26 protein-coding genes are annotated in these 25,002 nt (G+C 61.0%); 19 read left to right on the forward strand and 7 right to left on the reverse strand.

The genetic code is table 11. The annotated features are described in order from the left end of the window. Positions 1–63 precede the first annotated feature (63 nt). Positions 64–384, reverse strand: a complete 321-nt coding sequence (locus CAG02_RS11810) for a hypothetical protein (protein WP_085710641.1) — start codon at positions 382–384, stop codon at positions 64–66. Positions 385–515: 131 nt separating this feature from the next. Continuing rightward, positions 516–1,106, reverse strand: coding sequence for a cysteine hydrolase family protein (locus CAG02_RS11815; protein WP_085710642.1), 591 nt, complete (start codon positions 1,104–1,106; stop codon positions 516–518). A 239-nt stretch (positions 1,107–1,345) separates the two neighbouring features. On the opposite strand from CAG02_RS11815, the gene prmB reads away from it, so the two are divergent. Next, positions 1,346–2,254 (forward strand): 50S ribosomal protein L3 N(5)-glutamine methyltransferase, encoded by a 909-nt coding sequence (gene prmB, locus CAG02_RS11820; RefSeq protein WP_085710643.1) that lies wholly within the window; start codon positions 1,346–1,348, stop codon positions 2,252–2,254. Positions 2,255–2,296: 42 nt separating this feature from the next. Here prmB and CAG02_RS11825 read toward each other — a convergent pair whose 3' ends face one another. Further along, entirely contained in the window at positions 2,297–3,088 is a 792-nt protein-coding gene (locus CAG02_RS11825; RefSeq protein WP_085710644.1) for a hypothetical protein, read from the reverse strand. A gap of 97 nt (positions 3,089–3,185) precedes the next feature. Then, on the reverse strand, positions 3,186–4,139 hold the full coding sequence (locus CAG02_RS11830) for an alpha/beta hydrolase (RefSeq protein WP_085710645.1): 954 nt from the start codon (positions 4,137–4,139) through the stop codon (positions 3,186–3,188). A 130-nt stretch (positions 4,140–4,269) separates the two neighbouring features. Between CAG02_RS11830 and aroC the strand changes: the two genes are divergently transcribed. The 5 genes from aroC (at position 4,270) to mtnC (ending at position 8,487) form a co-directional block, all read left to right on the forward strand. Next, on the forward strand, positions 4,270–5,361 hold the full coding sequence (gene aroC / locus CAG02_RS11835; protein ID WP_085710646.1) for a chorismate synthase: 1,092 nt from the start codon (positions 4,270–4,272) through the stop codon (positions 5,359–5,361). Positions 5,362–5,392: 31 nt separating this feature from the next. Then, complete coding sequence (locus CAG02_RS11840; RefSeq protein ID WP_085710647.1) at positions 5,393–6,538, forward strand: MFS transporter; 1,146 nt, start codon at positions 5,393–5,395, stop codon at positions 6,536–6,538. Beyond that, positions 6,535–7,161 (forward strand): methylthioribulose 1-phosphate dehydratase, encoded by a 627-nt coding sequence (locus tag CAG02_RS11845; protein ID WP_085710648.1) that lies wholly within the window; start codon positions 6,535–6,537, stop codon positions 7,159–7,161. The genes CAG02_RS11840 and CAG02_RS11845 overlap by 4 nt, the downstream gene beginning before the upstream one ends. A 92-nt stretch (positions 7,162–7,253) precedes the next feature. Next, positions 7,254–7,799: an acireductone dioxygenase gene (locus CAG02_RS11850; RefSeq protein WP_085710649.1), complete on the forward strand. Its 546-nt coding sequence runs from the start codon at positions 7,254–7,256 to the stop codon at positions 7,797–7,799. Between the two features lie 4 nt (positions 7,800–7,803). Continuing rightward, positions 7,804–8,487, forward strand: a complete 684-nt coding sequence (gene mtnC / locus CAG02_RS11855) for an acireductone synthase (protein ID WP_085710650.1) — start codon at positions 7,804–7,806, stop codon at positions 8,485–8,487. A gap of 78 nt (positions 8,488–8,565) precedes the next feature. Here mtnC and CAG02_RS11860 read toward each other — a convergent pair whose 3' ends face one another. Then, entirely contained in the window at positions 8,566–8,844 is a 279-nt protein-coding gene (locus CAG02_RS11860) for a DUF3509 domain-containing protein (RefSeq protein WP_085710651.1), read from the reverse strand. Positions 8,845–9,232: 388 nt separating this feature from the next. On the opposite strand from CAG02_RS11860, the gene CAG02_RS11865 reads away from it, so the two are divergent. The 10 genes from CAG02_RS11865 to CAG02_RS11910 all read left to right on the forward strand — a co-directional run bounded on the left by CAG02_RS11865 (position 9,233) and on the right by CAG02_RS11910 (position 18,229). Continuing rightward, positions 9,233–11,071 (forward strand): long-chain-acyl-CoA synthetase, encoded by a 1,839-nt coding sequence (locus CAG02_RS11865; protein ID WP_085710652.1) that lies wholly within the window; start codon positions 9,233–9,235, stop codon positions 11,069–11,071. 97 nt (positions 11,072–11,168) lie between these two features. After that, entirely contained in the window at positions 11,169–11,687 is a 519-nt protein-coding gene (locus CAG02_RS11870; RefSeq protein ID WP_085710653.1) for an ankyrin repeat domain-containing protein, read from the forward strand. Between the two features lie 91 nt (positions 11,688–11,778). Continuing rightward, positions 11,779–12,309 carry a hypothetical protein gene (locus CAG02_RS11875; RefSeq protein ID WP_085710654.1) on the forward strand — a complete coding sequence of 177 codons (531 nt, stop codon included), beginning with the start codon at positions 11,779–11,781 and terminating at the stop codon, positions 12,307–12,309. Between the two features lie 71 nt (positions 12,310–12,380). Continuing rightward, a complete protein-coding gene (locus tag CAG02_RS11880) occupies positions 12,381–12,572 on the forward strand; it encodes a PLDc N-terminal domain-containing protein (RefSeq protein ID WP_003223221.1) in 192 nt (63 codons plus the stop codon). A gap of 135 nt (positions 12,573–12,707) precedes the next feature. After that, positions 12,708–13,583, forward strand: a complete 876-nt coding sequence (speE, locus tag CAG02_RS11885) for a polyamine aminopropyltransferase (protein ID WP_085608797.1) — start codon at positions 12,708–12,710, stop codon at positions 13,581–13,583. Between the two features lie 199 nt (positions 13,584–13,782). Further along, the gene (locus tag CAG02_RS11890) at positions 13,783–14,016 is read left to right on the forward strand and encodes a hypothetical protein (RefSeq protein ID WP_085710655.1); all 234 of its coding nucleotides are present in this window, start codon (positions 13,783–13,785) and stop codon (positions 14,014–14,016) included. A 210-nt stretch (positions 14,017–14,226) separates the two neighbouring features. Next, complete coding sequence (locus CAG02_RS11895; protein WP_007960698.1) at positions 14,227–14,574, forward strand: ribonuclease E inhibitor RraB; 348 nt, start codon at positions 14,227–14,229, stop codon at positions 14,572–14,574. Between the two features lie 476 nt (positions 14,575–15,050). After that, a complete protein-coding gene (locus CAG02_RS11900; RefSeq protein WP_025113343.1) occupies positions 15,051–16,460 on the forward strand; it encodes a circularly permuted type 2 ATP-grasp protein in 1,410 nt (469 codons plus the stop codon). Between the two features lie 12 nt (positions 16,461–16,472). Continuing rightward, positions 16,473–17,423 carry an alpha-E domain-containing protein gene (locus tag CAG02_RS11905; protein WP_085710656.1) on the forward strand — a complete coding sequence of 317 codons (951 nt, stop codon included), beginning with the start codon at positions 16,473–16,475 and terminating at the stop codon, positions 17,421–17,423. Beyond that, the gene (locus CAG02_RS11910) at positions 17,420–18,229 is read left to right on the forward strand and encodes a transglutaminase family protein (RefSeq protein WP_085710657.1); all 810 of its coding nucleotides are present in this window, start codon (positions 17,420–17,422) and stop codon (positions 18,227–18,229) included. Before CAG02_RS11905 ends, CAG02_RS11910 begins: the two co-directional genes overlap by 4 nt. A 124-nt stretch (positions 18,230–18,353) precedes the next feature. On the opposite strand, the gene CAG02_RS11915 is transcribed toward CAG02_RS11910, so the two are convergent. After that, positions 18,354–19,175: a cytochrome c gene (locus CAG02_RS11915; protein ID WP_085710658.1), complete on the reverse strand. Its 822-nt coding sequence runs from the start codon at positions 19,173–19,175 to the stop codon at positions 18,354–18,356. 583 nt (positions 19,176–19,758) lie between these two features. Between CAG02_RS11915 and CAG02_RS11920 the strand changes: the two genes are divergently transcribed. The 3 genes from CAG02_RS11920 to CAG02_RS11930 all read left to right on the forward strand — a co-directional run bounded on the left by CAG02_RS11920 (position 19,759) and on the right by CAG02_RS11930 (position 23,944). Beyond that, positions 19,759–20,964 (forward strand): acetyl-CoA C-acetyltransferase, encoded by a 1,206-nt coding sequence (locus CAG02_RS11920; protein WP_085710659.1) that lies wholly within the window; start codon positions 19,759–19,761, stop codon positions 20,962–20,964. A 17-nt stretch (positions 20,965–20,981) separates the two neighbouring features. After that, positions 20,982–23,126 (forward strand): 3-hydroxyacyl-CoA dehydrogenase NAD-binding domain-containing protein, encoded by a 2,145-nt coding sequence (locus CAG02_RS11925; RefSeq protein WP_085710660.1) that lies wholly within the window; start codon positions 20,982–20,984, stop codon positions 23,124–23,126. Positions 23,127–23,221: 95 nt separating this feature from the next. Then, on the forward strand, positions 23,222–23,944 hold the full coding sequence (locus tag CAG02_RS11930) for an amidotransferase (protein WP_085710661.1): 723 nt from the start codon (positions 23,222–23,224) through the stop codon (positions 23,942–23,944). A gap of 39 nt (positions 23,945–23,983) precedes the next feature. Here the strand turns inward: CAG02_RS11930 and CAG02_RS11935 are convergent, their stop codons facing one another. Beyond that, positions 23,984–24,955: a magnesium and cobalt transport protein CorA gene (locus CAG02_RS11935; RefSeq protein WP_085710662.1), complete on the reverse strand. Its 972-nt coding sequence runs from the start codon at positions 24,953–24,955 to the stop codon at positions 23,984–23,986. Positions 24,956–25,002: the final 47 nt, after the last annotated feature.

Here is a 25,002-nt window from a genome sequence, read left to right on the forward strand (position 1 = left end):
CGAAGGGCGGCCAGTTTACCCAAACAGACACAAAACGGCCCGGCAAAAAGCCAGGCCGTCGATTCAGTCGTGTTTTTTCATCAGGTGCGGGGACATGTTCAGCTCCCGCGATTGCCGTGCGCGACGCCGGCAACGGCGCCACAGGGCCACGCCGAAATACAGGAACAACAGGCCGACCGCGAGAATGATCGCCGAGCCCGTCGGCGTCGCATTCAAGTCGCCGAGTGCCGGCGGATGCCCGATCAGGCTGGCAGCCCCGGCCATCGCCAACAGCACACCGAACGTCGCCAGAATGGCGGCGATCGCTGCGCCGAATCGAAAACGCCAGTTGCTTTGGCCTTTGGGCCGCAAGCGGCGTGCGTCAAATCCATCGGATAACTTCATTCCGACCTTCCTCAATGGGTATCGGCCCTTCGACCGGGAGTTGACCGGGTTGTTCCTGAGGCTAGGGTAATTGAAGCAAATGCGAGGCTTTTGCGGATGAGCGGCGGGCTGAGCCGCTCATTGGCGGTCGATCAGATCAGGTCATTGGTCAGCGCGAGGGTGGCGAAATTGTCGGCCATGATCGCCATTTCCGCCTCCTGAACCTGTGCGGCACTGAGCACGCGGCCCTTGAACGGCAGGTCACGGGTGGCGCAGGCGTCTTCGACCAGGGTGCAACGGAAACCCAGGTTTTTCGCGGCGCGCACGGTGGTGCTGACGCTGGAGTGGCTCATGAAACCGCAGACGATCAGGTCGAGCGAACCGAGGGTTTGCAGACGATCGTAGAGTTCGGTGCCGTGGAAAGCGCTCGGCAGCAGTTTGCCGATGATGGTTTCATCGCCCTGGGGTTCCAGGCCGGGGATGAATTCGCCGCGTTCGCCCTGCGGGTCGAACAGACCGCCGACGGTGCCGAGGTGGCGCACGTGCACGATCGGACGGCCGGCTGCGCGGGCGGCGGCAACCAGTTGTTTGATGTTCGCGACAGCCGCGTCCATGCCGCTCAGGGCCAGCGGGCCGCTGAGGTACTCTTTCTGGGCATCGATGATGACCACGGTGGCATGGCTCAACGTGGCCGCTGCGTAACCGCGACCGCTGAGTTGAAACATCGTTTTTGGAACGGACATTCTGGGGCTCCTTGGGGTGGGGCTTTTGCGACATTGTCCTCTGGCTGAGCGGTTCTGTGAATCGCTACCATCGTAGACACCGTCGTTACTGGCCTGCAGCCTCGTCAAGTTACACGTTCTGTTCAATAGCCGATAAGGAATTCGGAACACTCCTACCGTCGCCCCGGGATTTTTCCTGCGTCGTCGTGGCGCGTTTTGGCTGGTAGAATCGCCAGTCGTTTTTTCTGGAGTTCTGCCCCGTGATCACTTCCCGACTTCGTACCCTGCGCGACCACATCCGTTGGGCCGTCAGCCGCTTCCATGGGGAGGATCTGTTTTTCGGCCATGGCACCGACAATGCCTGGGACGAAGCCCGGCAGCTAGTGCTCGGTGCCTTGCACCTGCCATGGGAAATCGCCGACAGCTATCTGGACTGCGCGCTGGAAGACGACGAACTGGTCAACCTGCAACGCCTGCTCAAGCGCCGCATCGAAGAACGCATTCCGACCGCCTACCTGTTGGGCGAGGCATGGTTCTGCGGCATGTCGTTCATCGTCGATGAGCGTGTGCTGATCCCGCGTTCGCCGATTGGCGAATTGATCGAAAACCGTTTTGCACCGTGGATCGGCGACGAACCGGCGCGAATTCTCGACCTGTGCACCGGCTCCGGCTGCATCGGCATCGCCTGCGCCTACGAGTTCCAGAACGCCGAAGTGGTGCTGGCGGACCTGTCGTTCGAAGCGCTGGAAGTGGCGAACCAGAACATCGAGCGCCATGGCGTCGATGAGCGCGTGTTCACCGTGCAGGGCGATGGTTTTGATGGCCTGCCGGGTCAACGTTTCGACCTGATCGTGTCGAACCCGCCCTACGTCGATGCGGAAGATTTCGCCGACATGCCGGACGAATACCAGCACGAACCGGAGCTGGGCCTGGCCTGTGGCGACGATGGTTTGAACCTGGTGCGCCGGATGCTCGCCGAAGCGGCAGATCACCTGACTGAAAAAGGTTTGCTGATCGTCGAGGTGGGCAACAGCCAGGTACACGTCGAAGCGCTGTACCCGGAAGTCGATTTCGCCTGGCTGGAATTCCAGCGTGGCGGGCATGGCGTGTTCATGCTGACTGCCGAACAGTGCCGCGATCATCAGGCGCTGTTCGCTTCCCGCGTCTGACCTGAACCGATCGTTCCCACCTCGGTGGGAACGATCATTGGCTTAGCGGTGCGTGGCAATCCAGATCAGCAAACCGGCCTGGAACACCGCAAACGCCACCAGACACGTAATGGTGAAGCGCAAACCCGCGTCTTCACGCTTGAACTTGCTGACCTTGTCTTCCTGCTTCTTCAGCTTCACTTCCTGCTCGGCCAGGTTCTGCTCGGCCTGCTGCAACATCTGCGCGGCTTCGAGAATCTCGACGATCTGCAGCTTTTCGCTGTTCCAGTCGCCCAGCAAGTCACCGACCTGGACTTCCTTGACGCTGCCCTTCAAATGCTGGGCGTCGGCGTACACCACATCAAAACCATGCACGCGCAGAAAGTGATCGCGGCGCAGGCGGGTGTCTTCGTTCAGCGCGTCCTTGTTGTTCAAGTCCATGCCGTCGACGGTGTAGGTGGGCCAGCGCTTTTTTGCCCAGTTGATGCCCTGGGCGGCCATGAAGCGGCCGATGCCACGGTTCAGCGGTTCGATCTGCAAGCCGCTGTCGGGGCCGAAGTGCACGCGTTTGGTCTTGTGGTCGACCCACACGTCGAGCTGATTCTGTTCCTTGCGCACACGCTGCGCGGGCAGTTTGATCGCCATGCGCATCAGGCTGTGTTCTTTGCTGTTGCGCTCGGCGTAACCGAATTCGACGAAGCGCAACGGCCGACCGCCGGTGTTGCGGTCGGTCTGCAGCGGCGCCAAGCGGAGCATCTTGTGGTGCTCGACGTGGACATCCGCCCATGGCAGCTCGACCGCTGGCGGTGCGTCTTTTTCAGCGGTGGTGTCGGGTGAAGTCTGGGTATCAGTCATAACGGCGAGATCCTGTCCAAGCTGCTTGCCGCCAGCCAGTACGCTGGCGACAAAGGCTTATCGGCCGTTTTTTTCAGGACTGGAGGGTGAAAAGACCTTAACGGGTGCGAAGTCCGTCAATAAATTCGAGGATCCGTGTTCCCAGTTCCGCCGCCAGAGGCAGATTCGGGTCCTTGTAGGAGGCCATTTGCCGCTTCACGTCGTTGGGCACGATGCGCATCACGTGGTTCATGCCTTCGATCAACGCCAAGGTCGCGTCGGGTTTTGCCGCCTTGAGCAGGTTGGCGTCATCGACCTGCACCTGAATGTCGTTGCTGCCCTGGACGATCAGGGCCGGCATTTTCAGTTGGGCGAAGGCGGCGGACGGATCCTGCCGGAACAGCGAAATCAGATACGGCTGCACGCTCGGGCGGAAAATCGCCTGCAACGGCGGCGGGACATTGTCGTCGGTGTGCCCGGCCTTGAGGCTGTCGAGCAGTTCGTTGCTGCGCTGCATCAACGGTGGCGGCAGGCTGCGCGCCAGTTGTCGGCGCAACACCTGATCGATTGGCCGTGCCGTGCCGGACAGCGAAATGACTGCCGCAGCGTCGACTTTCGGTGCGGCCAGGCTGGCAATCAGTGCGCCTTCGCTGTGACCCAGCAGGATCAACGGGCCGAAACGCGGATCAGCCTTGAGCTTCTGGCCCCAGGCCACCGCGTCCGCAACGTAAGCGTCCACCGACAGATTGCGCTCATCCGGCGTCGCGGCCAGGCTCGCGGCCACGCCGCGTTTATCGAAACGCACACTGGCGATGTTGTGCTTGGCCAGCACCCAGGCCAGCCGCTTGAGGCTGTCGTTGCGCCCGCCGTCGGGGTTGTTTCCGTCACGATCCGTAGGACCCGAGCCAGAAAGAATGAGGACAACCGGCACCGGATTGTCAGACTTTGGCAGCAACAGCGAGCCGAAAAGTTCGCCGCTGCCGGTGTCCAGAGTCACCGGACGCTGCAGGACAGTTGCCTGGACGAAGCCAGTAAACAGGGTAAGGCTCAAGATCAAAACTCGCAGCATCATCACGCCATCATTTGCCAAGGTGCCGGTTGGACTCACCAACACCGCCAAGGTTCGAGGATGAACTACTCGGTTAGCCTGCGTATACTGGCGCGCATCATGAATTTGGGTTTGATTTCACGGAGCGTCCTGCATGTCCGGCAATACCTACGGCAAGTTGTTCACTGTCACCACCGCGGGCGAAAGCCATGGTCCGGCGTTGGTCGCCATTGTCGACGGCTGCCCGCCGGGCCTGGAGATTTCCCTTGAGGACCTGCAACGCGACCTTGATCGCCGCAAGCCGGGCACCAGCCGCCACACCACCCAGCGTCAGGAAGCGGACGAAGTCGAAATCCTCTCCGGCGTGTTCGAGGGCCGCACCACCGGCTGCTCCATCGGCCTGCTGATCCGCAACACCGACCAGAAGTCCAAGGATTACTCGGCAATCAAGGATCTGTTCCGTCCGGCCCATGCCGACTACACCTACCACCATAAATACGGCGAGCGCGATTACCGTGGCGGCGGTCGCAGCTCCGCACGGGAAACCGCGATGCGCGTGGCGGCCGGTGCGATTGCCAAGAAATACCTGGCGACCCAGGGCATCGTCATTCGCGGCTACATGAGCCAGCTCGGCCCGATCGAAATTCCGTTCAAGACCTGGGAATCGGTGGAGCAGAATGCCTTTTTCAGCCCGGACCCGGACAAGGTTCCGGAGCTGGAAGCCTACATGGACCAGTTGCGCCGCGATCAGGACTCGGTCGGGGCCAAGATCACCGTGGTTGCCGAAGGTGTGATGCCGGGTCTGGGCGAGCCGATCTTCGACCGTCTCGACGCCGAACTGGCCCACGCGCTGATGAGCATCAACGCGGTCAAAGGCGTGGAAATCGGCGCCGGTTTTGCTTCGGTCGCCCAGCGTGGCACCGAGCATCGCGATGAAATGACCCCGGAAGGTTTCCTCAGCAACAACGCCGGCGGCATCCTCGGCGGTATCTCGTCCGGTCAGCCGATCATCGCCCATCTGGCGCTGAAACCGACCTCGAGCATCACCACCCCGGGCCGTTCGATCGATATCGACGGCAACCCGGTCGAAGTGATCACCAAGGGTCGTCACGATCCATGCGTCGGCATCCGCGCCACGCCGATTGCCGAGGCGATGATGGCCATCGTGCTGATGGATCACCTGCTGCGTCACCGTGGCCAAAACGCCGACGTGCGCGTGAACACCCCGGTTCTGGGCCAGCTCTGATGGGTCAACTCACAGCCGCCGCGGTCTGACCGTGGCGGCGCTCCCGTACTGGCGGCTGTCCAGTTTCTATCTGTTCTATTTCGCCTTGCTCGGTTCGACGGCGCCGTTTCTGGCGCTGTATTTCGATCACCTCGGATTCAGCGCCGCGCGCATCGGCGAGCTGGTGGCGATTCCGATGCTGATGCGCTGCGTGGCGCCGAACATCTGGGGCTGGCTAGGCGACTACACCGGCAGACGCCTGGCCATCGTGCGCTTCGGCGCGGTGTGCACGTTGCTGACCTTCTCGTTGATTTTCGTCAGCAAGACTTACGCCTGGCTGGCGATGGTCATGGCATTGCATGCGTTCTTCTGGCACGCGGTGTTGCCGCAGTTCGAAGTCATCACGCTTGCACATTTGCAGGGCCAGACCTCCCGTTACAGCCAGATCCGGCTATGGGGCTCCATCGGTTTCATCATCACCGTGGTCGCGCTCGGGCGATTGTTCGAATGGCTGAGCCTCGACATCTACCCGGCGGCGCTGGTGTTGATCATGGCCGGCATCGTGCTCAGCAGTCTGTGGGTGCCGAACGCGCAGCCGCCGCAGGGCAACCGGCCGACGGGCGAGGGTTTTATCAAACAGTTGCGCAGTCCCGGGGTGCTGGCGTTCTACGGTTGCGTGGCGCTGATGCAGATGAGCCATGGGCCGTATTACACCTTTCTGACCTTGCACCTTGAGCGACTGGGTTACAGCCGTGGCGTGATCGGCATGCTCTGGGCCGTTGGCGTGGTGGCGGAAGTGCTGATGTTCATGGCCATGAGCCGGATCCTCGCGCGGTTTTCCCTGCGCCGCGTGCTGATGGCAAGTTTTCTGCTGGCGGCGCTGCGCTGGTTGCTGCTAGGTTCGTTCGCCGAATTCCTCTGGGTGCTGCTGTTTGCCCAGGTGCTGCACGCCGCTACATTCGGCAGCTTTCATGCATCTGCCATCGCCTTCGTGCAACGTAGCTTCGGCGCCCGCCAGCAAGGGCAGGGCCAGGCGCTGTACGCGGCGCTGGCCGGCACCGGCGGTGCGCTCGGCGCGTTGTATTCCGGCTACAGCTGGAATGCCCTCGGCGCGACATTGACCTTTAGTATTGCCAGTCTCGCAGCGCTCGCCGCTGCCGTTATCATTGCCATTCGAATGCAAGAGGACAGGCCATGAGCCTTACCCGTGAACAGCTTGCCCAGCAAATCGTCGATGCCGGGCGTTTTCTTTATGGTCGCGGCTGGTCGCCAGCCACCAGCAGCAACTATTCGACGCGCCTGTCGCCGAGCGAAGCGCTGCTGACCGTGTCCGGCAAGCACAAGGGCCAGTTGGGCCTGGACGACGTGCTCGCCACCGACCTGTCCGGCAACAGTCTGGAACCGGGCAAAAAGCCGTCCGCCGAAACCCTGCTGCACACCCAGCTCTATAGCTGGCGCCCGGAAATAGGCGCCGTGCTGCACACCCACTCGGTGAATGCCACGGTGCTGTCGCGCCTGACGCCGGAAGACTTCATCGAGTTCGAAGACTACGAATTGCAAAAAGCCTTCAGCGGCATTTCGACCCACGAATCCCGGGTGCGGGTGCCGATCTTCGACAATGATCAGGACATTGCGCGCCTCGCCGCCAAGGTGCAGCCTTGGCTCGACGCCCATCCCGATTGCGTCGGTTATCTGATTCGCGGTCACGGTCTCTACACCTGGGGCGCGCAGATGAGCGACGCGTTGCGCCAGATCGAGGCCTTTGAATTCCTGTTTGAATGCGAGTTGAAGACCCGCAGCGTCATGAACCGCCAAGGCTGACTTTACCAGAACCAGCCCATTTGCCTGATGAATGCAGTGCCCGACCGGTCTCGAAGAACCGGACGGCAAGGCCGATACCGAGGAATTGCCCCATGAGCAGCCTGTCCGTCTATCACGTTTCCAGCCCTGAAATTCCGAACAAGGTGCTGACCCATTTCGAAGACATCGCCTCGACCCTGGCCGAGCAGGGCGTGCGTTTCGACCGCTGGCAAGCCGCCGCGAAGATCCAGCCCGGTGCCAGCCAGGAAGAAGTGATCGGCGCCTACAAAGAGCAGATCGACAAGCTGATGACCGAGCGCGGTTACATCACCGTCGATGTGGTCAGCCTCAACAGCGATCACCCGCAAAAAGCCGAGCTGCGCGCCAAGTTCCTCGAAGAACATCGCCATGGCGAAGACGAAGTACGCTTTTTCGTCGCCGGTCGTGGCCTGTTTACCCTGCACATCGACGATTACGTCTACGCCGTGCTGTGCGAGAAGAACGATCTGATTTCGGTACCGGCGGGCACCAAACACTGGTTCGACATGGGCGAGAACCCGCACTTTGTCGCGATCCGCCTGTTCAACAACCCTGAAGGCTGGGTCGCCAACTTCACCGGCGAAGACATCGCCGGCCGCTTCCCGCGCCTGGAGGACTGAGCCGATGTCGATCAAGGTCATCCTCACCGATATCGAAGGCACCACCAGCGCGGTGAGTTTTGTGTTCGACGTGCTGTTCCCGTATGCGGCAAAACACCTGCCGGACTTCGTTCGCCAGAACGCCACACGCGCCGACGTTGCCGAGCAACTGGACGCCGTACGCCGCGACAGCAACGAACCGCAAGCCGACGTTGAACGGGTCGTGGAAATTCTGCTGGCCTGGATCGCCGAAGACCGCAAAGCCACGCCGCTGAAAGCGTTGCAGGGCATGGTCTGGGAGCAGGGCTATCAGGCCGGGCAGTTGAAGGGGCATGTTTACCCGGACGCCGTCGAAGCGCTCCAGCGCTGGCATCAGGCCGGGTATCAACTGTTTGTTTACTCGTCCGGTTCGATCCAGGCCCAGAAGCTGATCTTCGGCTGCTCGGAAGCCGGGGATCTGACGCCGCTGTTCAGTGGTTACTTCGACACCACGTCGGGCCCCAAGCGCGAAGCGCAGTCCTACAGCAATATTCAGCAGGCCATCGGCGTTGAGCCGCAGGAAATCCTGTTCCTGTCCGACATCGTGCAGGAACTCGATGCCGCCCAGGCCGCAGGCCTGCAAACCTGCGGGCTGGCCCGTGAAGGTGGGGAGCTGGAAGGGCATGTGACCGTCGACAGCTTTACCGGGATCGAACCGGAAGCGTTCTGACTTCAGAAAATCGATGCGCGAATAAAACAGGCCGTGAAGCGAAAGCTCCACGGCCTGTTTGTTTATGGGGTGTTCGAATTACATCGAGTGATAGGTCGGCAGAGCAAAACGCTGCTGGCTTTGCAGCATGCCGATCTGCGGCAGCTCGCTGGCCTGTTCCGCCAGGTCTCGGCGAATCGCGCTGATCGCCCACGACAGTTGGTCGCCGGCATGCAATTGCTGATAGGTGAGCGCACGTTTGAACACTTTGCCGTCGGCGCTCTTCAGCGTCAGCAGGATCCCGCCATCGGGACGCGGTTGGGTGGTGACTGCGAAGTTGGAGAACAGGGAGGTAAATTTTTCTTGGATCAGGCTCATGTCTTTCAGCTCCGTATGCACTTGAATGGCAAGCATGCGGAGGAGGTTGCAGCGATTGTGCCAGTATTTTGTTTTTATAAATTCGTTATAAATCAATAAGTTATAAATTATGCAAATTCAACTCGTCGTGCATTCTGCATGAATGGCCATCGTGCATCCTGCATTTTGCGGGATCGCTGTCGATCCGATTGAACCATTCCCTGCGGCCGCAATCACGTTTCGCCTTGTAGCGCTGGCGGATACAAAACATTGCAAAAACCGCGTGTACAGCCCGAGAAGCCCTGACGTATTTTCGGCCTCGACCCTCGCTCGAGAAGCGCCGGTTGCCTCACCCGATTGCCCGACAATAAAAATCCGGCCTGCACGTCAAGGTCGAACGGGAGCTGCCATGAGTCACGCGCCTAGCGACACGATTACCTGGGGCATGATGCTCCGCAAACTGCCGATGATCGCCAAAGCCATCCCTCGGGTGGTGAAAGGCATGAAGGTGGCCAACGTCAAGGATCCGACCCAAACCTGTGGCCTGGGCTGGACATTCGAGCAAGCGACCCTGCGCAATCCCGAAGGCCCCGCGCTGCTGTCGGGCGATGTGGTGCTGAGTTATTCACAGGTCAACCAGTGGGCCAACCGCATCGCCCACTATCTGATCGGGCAGGGCATCGGCAAAGGCGATGTGGTGGCGGTGTTCATCGAGAACCGTCCGGAACTGCTGGTGACGATTCTGGCGCTGGCCAAGGTCGGTGCGGTCAGCGCGCTGCTGAATACCTCGCAGACCCGCGACACGCTGATCCACAGCATCAATCTGGTGGCGCCAGTGGCAATTGTCGTCGGCGAGGAATTGCAGCCAGCCTTCGCTGCGGTGCGCGAGCAAGTGTCGATTCCGGCAGAGCGCGTCTGGTTTGTCGCCGATCAGGACACGTTCAGCCATCCGGGCATTGCGCCGGAGGGTTACACCAATCTGATCAGCGCCAGTGCCGATGCATCGAGCGACAATCCGGCCAGCAGCCGGCAGATCTTCTTCGACGACCCGTGCTTCTACATCTACACCTCCGGCACCACCGGCTTGCCCAAGGCCGGGGTGTTCAAGCACGGACGCTGGATGCGCAGCTCGGCGAGCTTCGGCATGATCGCCCTCGACATGCGCCCGGACGACATCGTCTATTGCACCTTGCCGCTGTATCACGCCACCGGGCTTTGCGTGTGCTGGGGTTCGGCGGTCAATGGCGCGTCGGGTTTCGCGATTCGCCGCAAGTTCAGCGCCCGGCAGTTCTGGAGCGATGTGCGTCGCTACCGCGCCACTACCATCGGCTATGTCGGCGAGTTGTGCCGTTATCTGGTGGATCAGCCGGTCAGCAGCGATGACAGCCGCCATGACGTGCGCAAGATGATCGGCAACGGTTTGCGGCCCGGTGCCTGGGCCGAGTTCAAGACCCGGTTTGCGGTGGATCACATCTGCGAACTGTACGCGGCCAGCGACGGCAATATCGGCTTCACCAACATCCTCAATTTCGACAACACCATCGGCTTCTCGCTGATGGCCTGGGAACTGGTCGCCTACGATCAGGACAGCGGCGAGCCGATTCGCGGTGACGACGGGTTCATGCGCAAGGTCGGCCGGGGCGAGCGCGGCCTGTTGCTGGCGCGGATCGACGACAAGGCGCCGCTGGACGGCTACACCGATCCGCAGAAAACCGCGAAAGTCGTGCTGCAAGACGTGTTCACCAAGGGCGACCGTTTCTTTAATACCGGTGATCTGCTGCGCAACATCGGTTTCGGCCATGCGCAGTTTGTCGATCGGCTCGGCGACACCTATCGCTGGAAGGGCGAGAACGTCTCGACCACCGAGGTCGAGAACCTGCTGCTTCAGCATCCGCATATTTCCGAAGCCGTGGCTTATGGCGTGGAAATTCCCGACACCAACGGTCGCGCCGGCATGGCGGCGATCACCCCGGCCGAGTCTCTGGCGACGCTGGACTTCACCGAGTTGCTGGCCTTCGCCCGCCAGCGCATGCCGGCCTATGCCGTGCCGCTGTTCCTGCGGGTCAAGGTGAAGATGGAAACTACTGGCACCTTCAAATACCAGAAGACGCGTCTGAAAAACGAAGGCTTCGACCCCGGCCAGACGGGTGATGACCCGATCTACGCCTGGTTGCCGGGGACCGAAACCTATGTGCAGGTCACGGATGAGATCCTTGCGGGCATCCAGGCAGGCAAGTTCCGTTATTGATATTGGCTATCGGCTGCCTTGGAAAAAAGGGGGTGACAGCTATCGCCGCGCTCGGGAAACTAGCGGCTTTCCGATTGACCGAAAGTGGAGTTGCCCCATGTCCGACCAAAGCCGCCAGATGACCCCCGAAGAAGCTGCCGAATTCACCGAGCAGGTATTCAACAAGGCGCGCGAAGGCGATGCGGTGATGCTGGACCGCCTGATCACCGCCGGTCTGCCGGTGAACCTGACCAACAGCAAGGGCGACACCCTGCTGATGCTCGCCAGTTACTACGGTCACGTGGACGCGGTGCAAGTGTTGCTCAAGCACAAGGCCGACCCGGAGCAACGCAATGGCAACGGCCAGAGCCCGATTGCCGGCGCGGCATTCAAGGGTGATCTGGCGGTGGTCAAGGCGTTGGTGGCTGGTGGCGCGCAGATTGAAGGCGCCTCTTTCGATGGCCGTACGGCGCTGATGATGGCAGCGATGTTCAACCGCGTTGAAATCGTCGAGTTCCTGATCGACCAGGGCGCCGACCCGAAAGCCAAGGACGCCAACGGCGTCACCGCGCTGGACGCGGCTCGCACCATGGGCGCTGTGGACACCACCGCGCAGCTGGAAAAACTGCTGGGCTGACACCGTCGGTCCGCAGCCGGCTCTGTGGCGAGGGCGAGAATGCGCTATCCTTCGCGCCCTCGAAATTCCCCAAGCCACAGGACCTGCCCCCATGAAAGCCGCACTCGCCGAACTCATCAGCAAAATCAGCTCCGGCTGCATGGGCGAAGACGAGATTCAGAAGGTCGCCGATGAAGCCGCACAGGCCTACGCCGATGCCGACGCTTTTCTGACCGCCAATCCGGACATCAACTACGACGACACCTTCCCGATTCCTTTGGGCGAATGGGTCGTGGTCGGCAGTCTGCCGGAGACCGTGCTGTTCCAGGCCGACACCTACGTCGACCTGTTCGCGCAGATCGTGGCTTCGTTCGGGCCGGGCGTGGAGTTCAACCTCAAGCCCAAGCAACTGGCCAAGACCGAAGCACTGACCGCGCTCAACCGCATCCAGGTGCAGATGAGCAGCCTGAACAAGGAAAACGGCGGTTACACGCTGATGAACTTCAGCCAGTTGCTCGACGACGAGCTGCAAGTGGTGCTGGTCTACGGCAACGACGTGCCGCGCGTGCTGGAGCTGTGCGCCGAAGTCGGCATCGCCGCCGCGCCGTCGCTGGAAGCCTTGAAGGTCGCGGTTCACGTCTGAACGCAATAAAAGGGAACCCTGCGCGCGACCGTCTATCCTAAAAGTGCATGCCACTATTTTGGAGCGACACCATGGGTTCCACGTTCAACGGCCTGATCGGCCTGATCATCCTTGCCCTCGACATCTGGGCAATCATCAACGTGCTGAAAAGCGGCGCCGAGACCGGGATGAAAATTCTCTGGGTGCTGTTGATCATCCTCCTGCCGGTGCTGGGCCTGATCATCTGGGCGATCGCCGGGCCGCGGGGCAATGTGCGGATCTGACCGTTCGCACCATGGATTGCGCGGGGCCGATGAACTGAGGTTCGACCTGTCATCTTCGGCAACGTAGAATGCGCGCCTTTCCCGGGCAATCGAACCTGACGATTGGCGCCCGCGCATTCATCGGAGCACTTCACCATGACCGTCACCAAGACCAGCGAATACCTGGAAACCCTCTACGAAGGCTACGGCCAGCGTTTTCGCATGGAAAAACTGCTGCACGAAGTGCGCACCGAACACCAGCACCTGGTGATCTTCCAGAACCCGCGCATGGGCCGGGTGATGGCGCTGGACGGCGTGATCCAGACCACCGAAGCCGATGAATTCATCTACCACGAAATGCTCACCCACGTGCCGATCCTCGCCCACGGCACCGCCAAGCGCGTGCTGATCATCGGCGGCGGCGACGGCGGCATGCTGCGCGAAGTGACCAAGCACGCCAGCGTCGAGCACATCACCATGGTCGAAATCGACGGCACCGTGGTCGACATGTGCAAGGAATTCCTGCCGAACCACTCCAAGGGCGCCTACGACGATCCACGTCTGAACCTGGTGATCGACGACGGCATGCGTTTCGTCGCCACCACCACTGAAAAATTCGACGTGATCATTTCCGACTCCACCGACCCGATCGGTCCGGGCGAAGTGCTGTTCTCGGAGAACTTCTACCAGGCCTGCCACCGCTGCCTGAACGAGGGCGGCATCCTCGTGACCCAGAACGGCACGCCGTTCATGCAGATCGACGAAGTGAAGACCACCGCCGGTCGCCTGCGCAGCCTGTTCCCGGACTGGCACTTCTACCAGGCGGCCGTGCCGACCTACATCGGCGGCTCGATGACCTTCGCTTGGGGCTCGACCAACCCGGCTTACCGCAAGCTGAGCCGTGAAGTCCTGCAACAGCGCTTCATCGGCAGCGGCATCGTCACCCGTTACTACAACCCGGAAATCCACATCGGCGCCTTCGCCCTGCCGCAATACGTGCTGCAAGCGGTGAACAAGCCAAGCAACGACTGATCATTGTGGGAGCGAGCTTGCTCGCGATGGCGGCCAGTCAGTCAACGAAGATGTTGGCTGACAGTTCGCTATCGCGAGCAAGCTCGCTCCCACATGTGTTTTTTTTCATCTTCGGGCGATTAAACCTTTTGAACGATCAATCCTGACAAAAGTCGAGATAGATGTAAGCCCATTTGCGGGTTTGTTCGAGGAGGCTCCAATGCAAAAGTGGAAAGTCACTTTCGTGGATGATCACGGTGAAATTGTCGATGAAGTCTTCGAGCGTGCGGAATGCCCCAGCGATGATGAGGCCGCACGACTGATCAAGGAACGACTCCTTCCTGTCGCCGCCGCACTGGATCTGAACGATCTGGAAGGGCGCACCTCCGATGCAGGCGCCAAAAGCCTGAAAACCCAGAACAGCATCGAAATCCGCAGCATCACACCCATCTGAAAATCTTCTTGCCCGTAACGCACCAGGCCTTGGCAGCGGCTCTATCTTGGGGCTACTCTGCAAGCGAGATCAGCGAACGGATCGCTAAGGTCTGGTCTTGTCAGCTACATGCTTGTTTCCCGTCGGCAACACGGTTGCCGTAACGCCTGAGCCGTTCGGCCAGGTGCAGGGAATACGGAAAGTCTATCCATCTATGCGAGGGGGACGTTCATGAGCACAGCCTATCAAGAAGACATCAGCAGCAACGTGCTGCGCCGCATGAAAGAAGGCGGTTTCGATTTTTCCCGATTCCATCCCATCGAGTTCTACGCCATTTTCCCGGACGAGGAGCGGGCGCGCAGGGCGGCAGGCAAGTTTCGCGGTGAATCCATCAATGCCCAGGTCAGTGCGCGCGACGACGGCGCGTGGTCCCTGGAATTGAGCAAGGTGATGTACGCAACCTACGACGACATCGGCGATTTCGAACAGGGCTTCTCGGCGGTGGTCGAGCCTCTGGGCGGCATCATCGAAGGCTGGGGCGTGAAGCAGGAGGTGCGCAACCGCCATCGTTTGAACTGATCACCCTCGCAACACGTCGAGCAACGGCTGACCTTCGGGTCGGCCGTTGTCGTTTCTGCACCTTGAACATTGCACGGCAAAACCCTGAAACAAGAATCCGGCGCAAAAAAAAGCCACCAGGAGAGGTGGCTGAAAGGGAAGACCGGAAGGAGAGGAAACCGGTCAGGGTTACGGCCGGGAGGGCTGCCGGGGCAAGCCATGTCAGTTGGGCTGCGTGCTTCGTCAGGGACGTTTTGCAGCGGATGTGCGGATTATCCGCAGGCGGCGCCGGGCAGTGAAATCAACTCTGACTATGCTGGTGATAGGCGACAGGACTGCGTCGCAATGAAGCGGGGGCGATCAGGTTGGGGCATTTGCCGCACAGGAATGGTGCGGTGCGTGTGGCGTGAATATCCAACCGATTGAAATCAAAGCGTTTATGCCGATGGCACGGGCCTTGCGAAGGCCTGTAGGTCCGGGGTGACAAGGAGTACGGCATGATCCGCACCTATTTTGATGAAATGTACGATGCCGGCGGCCAGGTTCGCCCGCATTACCGGGAGTTTGCCCGCTGGCTGGCGGACACGCCTGACGAACTGCTGGCCCAGCGGCGACGCGAGGCCGATCTGCTGTTCCATCGTGCCGGGATCACTTTCACGCTCTACGGGGACGAGCAAGGGACAGAACGCCTGATTCCCTTCGACACCATTCCGCGCAGCATTCCCGCCAGCGAGTGGCGGATCGTCGAGCGCGGCTGCATCCAGCGGGTCAAGGCGTTGAACATGTTCCTCGCCGACCTTTACCACGAGCAGCGCATCATCAAGGCCGGGATCATTCCCGCCGAGCAGGTGCTGGCCAACGAGCAATACCAGTTGGCGATGCAGGGGCTGGATCTGCATCGCGATATCTATTCGCACATCTCCGGCGTCGATCTGGTGCGCGACGGCGACGGCACCTATTACGTGCTCGAGGACAATCTGCGCACGCCCAGCGGTGTCAGCTACATGCTCGAAGACCGCAAGATGATGATGCGCCTGTTCCCCGAGCTGTTCGCAGCCCAGCGCATCGCCCCGATCGACCATTATCCGAACCTGCTGCTCGACACCCTGAAAAGCTCAAGCCCGATCGACGACCCGAGTGTGGTGGTGCTGACTCCGGGGCGGTTCAACAGCGCGTTTTTCGAGCATGCGTTCCTGGCGCGGGAAATGGGCGTGGAACTGGTCGAGGGCGCCGATCTGTTCGTGCGCGACGACAAGGTCTTCATGCGCACCACCGACGGCCCGAAAGCGGTGGACGTGATCTACCGCCGGCTCGACGACGCGTTTCTTGATCCATTGGCGTTCCGCCCGGATTCGATGCTCGGCGTGCCGGGGCTGCTGTCGTCCTATCGCTCCGGAAACGTGGTGCTGGCAAACGCCATCGGCACCGGCGTGGCGGACGACAAGTCGGTGTATCCGTTCGTCACCGAGATGATCCGTTTCTACCTCGATGAAGAGCCGATCCTGAAGAACGTGCCGACCTGGCAATGCCGCAATCCGTCTGAACTTTCCCATGTGCTGGCCAATCTTCCGGATCTGGTGGTCAAGGAAACCCAGGGCTCCGGCGGTTACGGCATGCTCGTGGGGCCGGCAGCGACGACAGCGGAAATCGATGCGTTCCGCGAGCGGATCAAGGCCAAGCCCCACGCGTACATCGCGCAACCGACGCTGTCGCTGTCGACCTGTCCGACCTTTGTCGAAAACGGCATTGCGCCGCGCCATATCGACCTGCGCCCGTTCGTATTGTCCGGCCGCGAAACCCGGGTCGTGCCCGGCGGTTTGACCCGTGTCGCCCTGCGTGAAGGCTCTCTGGTGGTGAATTCATCTCAGGGCGGCGGAACCAAGGACACCTGGGTGGTCGAGGATTGAAGGAAGCCTGCCATGTTAAGTAGAACTGCCTCGGATCTGTACTGGATGTCGCGTTACCTGGAGCGGGCGGAAAACCTCGCCCGCATGCTCGATGTCAGCTATTCGCTGTCGCTGATGCCGCAGGACGGCCGTGGCGACGGTCTGCACGAACTGGCGATGCCGCTGATGATCACCGGCACGCTGGACGATTACCTGGAACGCCACGGCGAGCTGCATGCCGAGCGCTTGCTGCATTTCTTCGCCCTCGATGCGGCCAACCCCGCGAGCATCTACAGCTGTCTCGGTGCTGCGCGAGCCAGCGCCCATGCGGTGCGCGGGCGGATCACCGCCGACATGTGGGAGAACATCAACGCCACCTGGCTGGAGATCCGCGGGATCGCCAATCAGGGCCTCAGCCGTTATGGCATGAGCCGATTCTGCGAGTGGATCAAGGAGCGTTCGCACCTGTTCCGTGGTGCGTCCTACGGCACCATCATGCGCAACGACGCGTTCCGCTTCATTCGCCTGGGTACGTTCATCGAACGGGCCGACAACACCTTGCGCCTGCTCGACGCCCGCTACGAAATGGCCGGCGATCAGGCGGAAGCGGTCAGCGACGGCACCGCCCACGCCTATTACCAGTGGAGCGCCTTGTTGCGCGCTTTGTCCTCGTTCGAGGCCTACACCGAAATCTATCGCGACGCGCCCGGCGCCCGGCATGTCGCCGAGTTGTTGCTGTTGCGCGCCGACGTGCCGCGTTCACTGCGGGCCTGCACCGAAGAGATCGACCAGATCCTCGCGCAACTGCCGGGGGCCAACGGGCGCCCGGCGCAACGGCTGGCGGCGGAAATGGACGCACGCCTGCGCTACACCGGCATTCAAGAGATTCTCGAGGAAGGGCTGCACGCCTGGCTCACCGAATTCATCCCGCTGGTGCGCCAGCTGGGCAACGCCATTCACAGTTCCTACCTGGAGGCCGCATGAGACTTTCCATCAGCCACGAGACCACCTATCACTACGAAGATCAGGTGCGGGCGAGCATCCAGTATCTGCGCCTGACCCCCCACGACAGCGAGCGTCAGCACGTGCTGAGCTGGCAGCTCGACCTGCCGCGCCCGGTACGGGCTCAGCTTGATCCGTTCGGCAACATCCTGCATGTGCTGACCATGGACGAGCCCCACGAAGCGATCATCATCGGCGCTCGGGGGCAGGTCGATATCGACGAATTGCGCGAAGCGGAGCACGAGAGCCAGTCGGCGCTTCCGTTCCTGCGTTTCACCCGGCTGACCGAGGCTGACGAGGCGCTGCGGGCGTTTGCCGAAAAGTCCTGCAAACAACGACGGGACCGCAACGCATTGATTGACCTGATGCACGGTTTAAACCAGCACATGACCTACAAGCCTGGCTCCACCGAAGTCGACACCAGCGCTGCCGAGGCGTTTGCCGGGCGGGCGGGTGTTTGCCAGGACCACGCTCACGCGTTTCTGGCCTGCGCGCGCAGCCTTGGGGTGCCGTCGCGGTATGTGTCGGGTTACCTGTACAGCGAGGATTGCGAACACCTGGCCAGTCACGCCTGGGCCGAGGCCTGGATCGATGACGCCTGGTACAGCTTCGACGTGACCAATGAGCTGGCGCGGCCGGAGCGGCACCTGAAACTGGCGGTGGGACTGGATTACCTCGACGCCTGCCCGGTGCGGGGCATGCGCCGGGGCGGCGGGTCAGAGCAGATGCATGCGAAAGTGCTGGTGTCGCCGACACCAGCGCCAATCATCTCGGTGCAGCAGCAGTAAGAACCGGAATACCGTATCGCTGGCAAGGGTCGTCGCACCGCAGCTCCCACAGGTTATGCGCTGATCCTGTGGGAGCGGGCTTGCCCGCGAAGAGGCCAGTGAGAGCACTGCAAGGCTTAAGTGATCAAGGCTTAACCTTGCGCCCGGCCATGTGCTGCAAATATCCGATCAGCTTCTGCAGATCCGCGTCCGGCAACACCTCGGCGGAAAAACCGGGCATCTTCGCCTGCGGCCACTGACGCAAGCTCTGCGGATCGCGGATGTAGCGCTTGAGGAAGTCCGCGCCGAAGTACTCGGTCGGGTTGTACGGAATATTCAGGTCCGGCCCGAACTGCGCATCCCCCGCACCATTCAGGCGATGGCAGGCCAGGCAGTTCTTCTGGAACAACGCAAAACCCTGGTTCACCGGGTCATCGGCCTTCAACGCAGGATCCGGCAGCAGGGCAGGGAAGCGCTCGGCCAACGGCGCCATGCGCTTGATGCTGGCGACTTCGAATGGCCATTGTTCCGGGCTGATATTGCCGGCCTGCGGATCGGTCCACACCAGATAGAACGGCCCGGCGCTGTGTTTGCCTTCCGACAGCGGCGGCCATGGGTGGGCCGGGTCTTCGATGGCCAGCCAGGCGCGTGAGCCTTTGTTGTTCAGTAGTGGCGCGGCGGACAGTTCTGCGGCAAAACCGTCCAGCGCTACGGCTTGCAGGTGATCTTCGGGTTTGATGCCGCTCAGCAGCGCGGCAATCGGCACGGCGCGATAAGTCATGTCCTGCTTGTAGGACACGTCGTTCTTGATCGTGAGGGTTTGCACCTGAGGATGCTTGAGCAGTTCCTCGGTCTGCCAGGTGCGGCTGTTCTCGCCCAGCTCCAGATTCAGCTGCGCGGCAGACAGGGGCAGGCTCAGCAGCATGGCCCCGAACAGTATGAGCGTTTTCAAGTGATCGCCGTCCATGTCGTGGAAGTGCGCAAAGGTTGGCACAGCCACGCTGGCCCGGGAAGCGGGCCAGTCACATTGTTAGTGGCGATGAGCAATACCTGCCGCTTGAGTCAGCCGATGACCTTGGTCAGGTTCGGCAAAATCAACAACAGCGTCGTGGCGAAAAGAATGAGCCCTGCTTGACGAACTTTCGGTTGTTTGAACATGGCTTGACCGCCTTTTTTGTTATTTCCTGATGCCTGCCTGCATATCCATGACGGCAAGCGCTGCACTTCCTGTTGAAGAACGCCTGCCTCGGCAAAACCCGACGACAACGACGTACATGTTCACCTTAGGGCCCGCGTCACGCTTGGCTTAGATCCATTTCATATGTATTTGCTACCAGACGCGATTAAAAAGGCATGAGGCCCATTGCCAGCTTCTTTGCCGCCCTTTTGCTAGACAGCTCGGTGACCTGAACCGGTTAACCTGGCCGGGAATGACCGTCCGTCTGAGCGTGCACGTCAACGTCATTGAGCGCTGTGGTCATTGAATCCGTGACCGTCCCGGCCAAGAGTGGAGGCACGAATTTCACTCACCGCACAGGTTCGAGAACGCCATGACCCAAGCTTTGATTTTCGACGCATTACGCACGCCCCGTGGCAGAGGCAAGGCCGACGGTTCGCTGCACAGCGTCAAACCGGTGAACCTGGTGGCCGGGTTGCTGACCGCGCTGCAGGCACGCACGGCGCTGGACACCAGCCAGGTCGATGACGTGGTGCTCGGTTGTGTCACGCCGATTGGCGATCAAGGTTCGGACATCGCCAAGACCGCTGTGCAGGTGGCTGATTGGGATGTCAGTGTCGCTGGCGTGCAGATCAACCGCTTCTGCGCCTCGGGGCTGGAAGCGGTGAATCTGGGGGCGATGAAAGTGCGCTCCGGGTTCGAAGAGCTGGTGGTGGTCGGTGGTGTCGAATCCATGTCTCGCGTACCGATGGGCAGCGATGGCGGCGCCTGGGCGCTGGACCCGCAGACCAACCTGCACAGCCACTTCACCCCTCAAGGCGTCGGCGCCGACCTGATCGCCACCCTTGAAGGCTTCAGCCGTCAGGACGTCGATGCCTACGCGCTGCACTCGCAACAGAAAGCTGCCCGGGCCCGGGCCGACGGTTCGTTCAACAGATCGTTGGTACCGGTGCAGGATCAGAACGGCATCATCCTGCTCGATCACGATGAGTTCATTCGCGCCGAGTCGACTCTCGAAGGCCTGGGCAAACTCAAACCGAGTTTCGAAATGATCGGCCAGATGGGCTTCGACGCCACGGCGCTGCGGGTCTACAGCCATGTCGAGCGCATCAACCATGTACACACACCGGGCAACAGTTCGGGAATCGTTGATGGTGCGGCGCTGATGCTGATCGGCTCCGAAGCCAAGGGGCGCGAGCTGGGCCTGCAACCCCGGGCGCGAATTGTCGCCACGGCGGTCACCAGCACCGATCCGACCATCATGCTCACCGGCCCGGCGCCGGCCACCCGCAAGGCATTGGCCAAGGCCGGGCTGCGGGTCGAAGACATTGACCTGTTCGAAGTCAACGAGGCGTTCGCCTCGGTGGTGCTGAAATTCATCAAGGACATGGCCGTCGATCCCGAAAAGGTCAACGTCAATGGCGGTTCGATCGCGATGGGGCATCCGCTGGGCGCCACCGGTTGCGCGATTCTCGGCACCTTGCTCGATGAACTGGAAGCCCGGCGCCTGCGCTATGGCCTGGCGACGCTGTGCGTCGGCGGCGGCATGGGCATCGCCACCATCATCGAACGCCTCTGACTCCAAGGAAACCTGTCATGACCCAAGCCATTCGTTACGAAAAAGGCCAGGACGGCATCGTCCTCCTGACCATCGACATGCCGGGCCAGAGCGCCAACACCATGAACGCGGTGTACCGCGACGCCATGGCCGAAAGCGTCTCCCGACTGCTCGCGGAAAAAGATGACATCGCCGGGGTGATCATTACGTCGGCCAAAAAGACCTTCTTCGCCGGCGGCGACCTGAATGAACTGATCAAGGTCGGCAAACCCGAAGCCAAGGCCTTCTACGACATGGTGCTGACCCTCAAGGGCCAGTTGCGCACCCTGGAAACCCTCGGCAAACCGGTGGTCGCGGCGATCAACGGTGCGGCGCTCGGCGGCGGCTGGGAAATCTGCCTGGCCTGCTGCCACCGCGTGGCGCTGGACGATGCGTCGGTGCAACTCGGCCTGCCGGAAGTGACCCTCGGTCTGTTGCCGGGTGGCGGCGGCGTGGTGCGCATGGTGCGCATGCTCGGCATCGAGAAAGCCCTTCCGTATCTGCTCGAAGGCAAGAAGGTCCGCCCACAACAGGCGTTGCAGGCGGGTTTGATCGATGAGCTGGCGGCGGATCGCGATGATTTGCTGGCCAAGGCCCGGGCCTGGATTCTGGCCAACCCTGCGGCCGTGCAGCGTTGGGACGTGAAGGGCTATCAGATTCCCGGCGGCACGCCGTCGAACCCGAAAGTCGCGCAGATGCTGGCAATTGCGCCGTCGATCCTGCGCACCAAGACTCAGGGCACGTTGCCGGCGCCGGAGAAAATTCTCTGTGCGGCGGTGGAAGGCGCGCAGGTCGATTTCGATACCGCGCACCTGGTCGAAACCCGTTATTTCACGGAATTGACCACCGGCCAGATCTCGAAAAACCTGATCGGCACGTTCTGGTTCCAGCTCAACGAAATCAACGCCGGCGGTTCGCGGCCGCAGGGTTTTGCACCTTATGTGACGAAGCGCGTGGGTGTCCTCGGCGCGGGCATGATGGGCGCCGGCATCACTTATGTCAGCGCATCGGCCGGGATCGATGTGGTGCTCAAGGACATCAACCTCGCGGCTGCCGAAAAGGGTAAGGCACATTCGGCGGCGTTGCTGGACAAGAAAGTCGCTCGCGGGCAGATGACTTCCCAGCAGCGTGAAGCGGTGCTGGCGCGTATCCGGACCACTGAAAGCGATGCCGATCTGGCGGGTTGCGATCTGATCATCGAGGCGGTGTTTGAGGATCGTGAACTCAAGGCCAAGGTCTCGGCAGCGGCGCAACAGGTGGTGGGCGCTGAAGCGGTGATCGCTTCAAACACCTCGACCTTGCCAATTACCGGCCTGGCGGCTGCGGTGCCGGATCAAAGCAAGTTCATCGGCCTGCACTTCTTCAGTCCGGTGGAAAAAATGCCGCTGGTGGAAATCATCAAAGGCGCGCAAACCAGCGACGAAACCCTCGCACGTGGGTTCGATTTCGTACTGCAAATCAAGAAAACCCCGATTGTGGTCAATGACAGTCGCGGCTTTTTTACCTCGCGGGTGTTCGGCACGTTCACCAATGAAGGCATTGCCATGCTGGGTGAGGGCGTCAGTGCGCCGATGATCGAGACTGAGGCGCGCAAGGCCGGCATGCCCATCGGGCCTCTGGCGATCTCCGACGAAGTTTCCCTCAGCCTGATGAGCCATATCCGTCAACAAACGGCCAAAGACCTGCAAGCAGAAGGGAAACCGCTGATTGAGCACCCGGCGTTCGCCGTGATTGACTTGCTGCTCAATGAATACAAGCGGCCGGGAAAGGCGGCCGGAGGCGGTTTTTACGAGTATCCGGCGGGCGGTCAGAAACACTTGTGGCCGGAGTTGAAAACCCGTTTCGAGAAAGCCGACGGGCAGATTTCGCCGAAAGATGTGCGTGACCGGTTGCTGTTCGTACAGGCCATCGAGACTGTGCGCTGTGTGGAGGAGGGTGTGCTGACCTCGACGGCAGACGCCAACGTCGGCTCGATCTTCGGCATCGGTTTCGCGGCGTGGACGGGGGGCGCGTTGCAGTTCATCAATCAATATGGCGTGAAGGACTTTGTCGCGCGGGCGCAGTACCTGGCTGAACAGTACGGCGAGCGTTTCGCACCGCCATCGCTGCTGCTGCAAAAGGCGGCCAGCGGCGAGCTGTTCTAGCGGGTCGGGGAAACATTCCGGGGCTTGCCTTGCCGGGTGGTTTCAGGGCAGGCTCTGGGGTGTGCATTATTCCCATCACGTGTCAGGAATTTTTTATGTCGCTACGCATCTGCATTCTGGAAACCGACATCCTGCGTCCGGAACTGGTCGATGAATATCAGGGATACGGGCAGATGTTCCAGCGCCTGTTCTCGCAACAGCCGATTGCCGCCGAGTTCACGGTGTACAACGTGATGCAGGGCGACTATCCAAGTGATGATCTGACCTTCGATGCGTACCTGATCACGGGCAGCAAGGCCGACTCGTTCGGCACCGATCCGTGGATTCAGACCCTCAAGCAATACCTGCTGACCCGCTATGAGCGCGGCGACAAACTGCTCGGCGTGTGCTTCGGCCATCAACTGCTGGCGCTGCTGCTGGGCGGCAAGAGCGAGCGTGCGACCCAGGGCTGGGGCGTCGGCACCCACAACTACAAGCTGGCGGCCAAGGCTCCGTGGATGAGCCCGGTGCGTGAAGAACTGACCCTGTTGATCAGCCACCAGGACCAGGTCACGGCGTTGCCGGAGAACGCCACGGTGATTGCTTCCAGCGATTTCTGCCCGTTCGCCGCGTACCACATCAACGATCAGGTGCTGTGCTTCCAGGGGCATCCGGAATTCATTCACGACTACTCGCGGGCGCTGCTGGATTTGCGTCAGGAAGCGCTGGGCGAACAGATCTACAGCAAGGGCGTGGCCAGTCTTGAGAGCGATCACCACGGCACTACGGTGGCGGAATGGATGATGCGTTTCGTGGCGCACAAGCCAGACGCCGCTTGAATCCGAAAGCCCCCGTGTCCTGCACGGGGGCTTTTTTCCTTACAGCCAGCCTGATTTCTTGAAGCTCGCCCACAGCCCCACGCAACCCACGGTGATAAAGCCCAGCACGGCGAAGTAGCCGTAATGCCAGCTCAGCTCCGGCATGTTCTGGAAGTTCATCCCGTAGATCCCGGCAACCGCCGTCGGGAACGCCAGAATCGCCGCCCAAGCCGCAAACTTGCGCTGCACCACGCTTTGCCGTGACGCCTCCAGCAGTACACCGATCTCGATGGTCTGGCTCGCAATGTCGGCCAGGGTGGTCAGGTCTTCCATCTGCCGCGTGACATGGATCTGCACATCGCGGAAGTAAGGGCGCATGTTCTTGTCGATGAAGGGGAAGCTCAGCTTCTGCAACTCTTCGCCGATTTCCACCATCGGCGCCGCGTACCGACGCAAGCGCAATACATCGCGGCGCAGGCCATGAAGTTTCTGTATGTCGTATTCATTCAGCGCGCTGCACAACACGTTGCGCTCCAGTTCATCGATCTCGGCGTGGATCGCTTCACCCACCGGCTGATAGTTTTCGATGACGAAATCCAGCAGCGCATACAGTACGAAATCTTCCCCATGCTCCAGCAACAGCGGCCGCGCCTCACAGCGCTGGCGGACATGGGCGTAGGACGCCGAATGGCCATTGCGAGCAGTGATGATGTAGCCCTTGCCGGCGAAGATATGAGTTTCGATGAACTGCAGGATGCCGTGTTCGCGAACGGGGGAGTAGGTGACGATGAACAGCGCGTCGCCGAAGGTTTCCAGTTTCGGACGGCTGTGTTTTTCCAGAGCGTCCTCGATGGCCAGTTCGTGCAGGTTGAACTGGCGTTGCAGGTTGGCCAGCTCCTGGGCGTTCGGCTCTTCGAGGCCGATCCAGACGAAGTGCCCGGTCTTGGCGGCCCAGGCGGCGCCTTCATCGAGGGAAATATTGGTGACTTTCTTACCAGCGCTGTAAACCGCAGCAGCAACAACTCGACCCATGGTGGTGGTTCACTTCTTCTTGGCAGATGGCAGGGGAGGCATGGCTT

Source organism: Pseudomonas sp. R43(2017), from assembly GCF_002112345.1.
Taxonomy (GTDB): domain Bacteria; phylum Pseudomonadota; class Gammaproteobacteria; order Pseudomonadales; family Pseudomonadaceae; genus Aquipseudomonas; species Aquipseudomonas kribbensis.

Excerpts from the sequence above, each read along its gene's own strand:
- CAG02_RS11810 (WP_085710641.1), bottom strand. The coding sequence starts at position 384 with ATGAAGTTATCCGATGGATTTGACGCACGCCGCTTGCGGCCCAAAGGC.
- CAG02_RS11815 (WP_085710642.1), bottom strand. The coding sequence starts at position 1,106 with ATGTCCGTTCCAAAAACGATGTTTCAACTCAGCGGTCGCGGTTACGCA.
- CAG02_RS11825 (WP_085710644.1), bottom strand. The coding sequence starts at position 3,088 with ATGACTGATACCCAGACTTCACCCGACACCACCGCTGAAAAAGACGCA.
- CAG02_RS11830 (WP_085710645.1), bottom strand. The coding sequence starts at position 4,139 with ATGATGCTGCGAGTTTTGATCTTGAGCCTTACCCTGTTTACTGGCTTC.
- aroC (WP_085710646.1), top strand. The coding sequence starts at position 4,270 with ATGTCCGGCAATACCTACGGCAAGTTGTTCACTGTCACCACCGCGGGC.
- CAG02_RS11845 (WP_085710648.1), top strand. The coding sequence starts at position 6,535 with ATGAGCCTTACCCGTGAACAGCTTGCCCAGCAAATCGTCGATGCCGGG.
- CAG02_RS11850 (WP_085710649.1), top strand. The coding sequence starts at position 7,254 with ATGAGCAGCCTGTCCGTCTATCACGTTTCCAGCCCTGAAATTCCGAAC.
- mtnC (WP_085710650.1), top strand. The coding sequence starts at position 7,804 with ATGTCGATCAAGGTCATCCTCACCGATATCGAAGGCACCACCAGCGCG.
- CAG02_RS11860 (WP_085710651.1), bottom strand. The coding sequence starts at position 8,844 with ATGAGCCTGATCCAAGAAAAATTTACCTCCCTGTTCTCCAACTTCGCA.
- CAG02_RS11865 (WP_085710652.1), top strand. The coding sequence starts at position 9,233 with ATGAGTCACGCGCCTAGCGACACGATTACCTGGGGCATGATGCTCCGC.
- CAG02_RS11870 (WP_085710653.1), top strand. The coding sequence starts at position 11,169 with ATGTCCGACCAAAGCCGCCAGATGACCCCCGAAGAAGCTGCCGAATTC.
- CAG02_RS11875 (WP_085710654.1), top strand. The coding sequence starts at position 11,779 with ATGAAAGCCGCACTCGCCGAACTCATCAGCAAAATCAGCTCCGGCTGC.
- CAG02_RS11880 (WP_003223221.1), top strand. The coding sequence starts at position 12,381 with ATGGGTTCCACGTTCAACGGCCTGATCGGCCTGATCATCCTTGCCCTC.
- speE (WP_085608797.1), top strand. The coding sequence starts at position 12,708 with ATGACCGTCACCAAGACCAGCGAATACCTGGAAACCCTCTACGAAGGC.
- CAG02_RS11890 (WP_085710655.1), top strand. The coding sequence starts at position 13,783 with ATGCAAAAGTGGAAAGTCACTTTCGTGGATGATCACGGTGAAATTGTC.
- CAG02_RS11895 (WP_007960698.1), top strand. The coding sequence starts at position 14,227 with ATGAGCACAGCCTATCAAGAAGACATCAGCAGCAACGTGCTGCGCCGC.
- CAG02_RS11900 (WP_025113343.1), top strand. The coding sequence starts at position 15,051 with ATGATCCGCACCTATTTTGATGAAATGTACGATGCCGGCGGCCAGGTT.
- CAG02_RS11905 (WP_085710656.1), top strand. The coding sequence starts at position 16,473 with ATGTTAAGTAGAACTGCCTCGGATCTGTACTGGATGTCGCGTTACCTG.
- CAG02_RS11910 (WP_085710657.1), top strand. The coding sequence starts at position 17,420 with ATGAGACTTTCCATCAGCCACGAGACCACCTATCACTACGAAGATCAG.
- CAG02_RS11915 (WP_085710658.1), bottom strand. The coding sequence starts at position 19,175 with ATGGACGGCGATCACTTGAAAACGCTCATACTGTTCGGGGCCATGCTG.
- CAG02_RS11920 (WP_085710659.1), top strand. The coding sequence starts at position 19,759 with ATGACCCAAGCTTTGATTTTCGACGCATTACGCACGCCCCGTGGCAGA.
- CAG02_RS11925 (WP_085710660.1), top strand. The coding sequence starts at position 20,982 with ATGACCCAAGCCATTCGTTACGAAAAAGGCCAGGACGGCATCGTCCTC.
- CAG02_RS11930 (WP_085710661.1), top strand. The coding sequence starts at position 23,222 with ATGTCGCTACGCATCTGCATTCTGGAAACCGACATCCTGCGTCCGGAA.
- CAG02_RS11935 (WP_085710662.1), bottom strand. The coding sequence starts at position 24,955 with ATGGGTCGAGTTGTTGCTGCTGCGGTTTACAGCGCTGGTAAGAAAGTC.